Annotated in this window: 1 protein-coding gene; it reads left to right on the top strand. The window is 69.0% G+C overall.

Annotation, left to right across the window (positions count from 1 at the left end):
* Positions 1–599 (top strand): homoserine kinase (locus KZA10_RS16375; RefSeq protein ID WP_374196611.1); only part of this gene is annotated, 599 nt, incomplete at its 5' end.
* Between the last annotated feature and the right edge of the window lie 266 nt (positions 600–865).

Genomic DNA, 865 nt, shown 5'->3' with positions numbered 1-865 from the left:
CGAAGGGCCTGCTCGAGGGCGATGTCGAGATCGGCGACACCGACCTCCTCCGCCTCGCGACCGAGCTCGAAGGCCACCCCGACAACGTCGCGCCGGCTCTCTTCGGCGGTCTCACGATCGCGTGGATGTCGGAGCGCGGACCGCAGCACAAGAAGCTGCTCGTCCACCGTGGCGTCTCGCCCCTCGTTCTCGTTCCCGCGTACACGATGTCGACATCGCAGGCGCGGTCGCTGCAGCCGCCGCAGGTCTCCACCGCGGATGCCGTGTTCAACGTCTCGCGCTCCGCGCTGCTGATCGCCGCGCTCATGCAGAGCCCCGAGCTGCTCCTTGACGCCACCGCCGACCGGCTCCATCAGGACTACCGGGCAGGAGCCATGCCCGAGACGCAGCGTCTGGGGCAGGCGCTGCGCGCAGCGGGCTTCGCCGCCGTCGTCTCGGGAGCGGGCCCCAGCGTGCTCGTGCTCGCAGACGGGCCGGGCAGCCGCCAGGACGCGGTCGAGCTGGCCGATCGAGTCACCGACACCCCGTGGGAGGCGCTCCTGCTCGCAGTCGACGTCCGTGGTGGTACAGTGGGGACTCGAGCGGAGGGCTCCACGTAACTGCGTGAATCTGGCCCCATTGCAAATCTTGCAAGACCCGCACGCAAATCCCTGTGGCACAAGTGCCGAGGCTGGCTGGCGCCGAGCGTCAGCCCGTGCGATCGCGCGCAGCACCCGTTGTGTGCGTTCAACGCTCATTCCCCATGACATATAAGGGAGTACTCGTGGAGAACCTCTCCGAGACCCAGAACGACCAGTCGGTGCCCACCGCCGAAGCACCCGCGGAGTCGGCCACCGAGTCCGCACCGGCGCGTAAGCGCGCACCG

Source organism: Microbacterium sp. BF1 (assembly GCF_019279095.1).
In the GTDB taxonomy this organism is placed as follows: domain Bacteria; phylum Actinomycetota; class Actinomycetes; order Actinomycetales; family Microbacteriaceae; genus Microbacterium; species Microbacterium maritypicum.
This window is presented reverse-complemented; position numbering and strand designations above follow the sequence as displayed.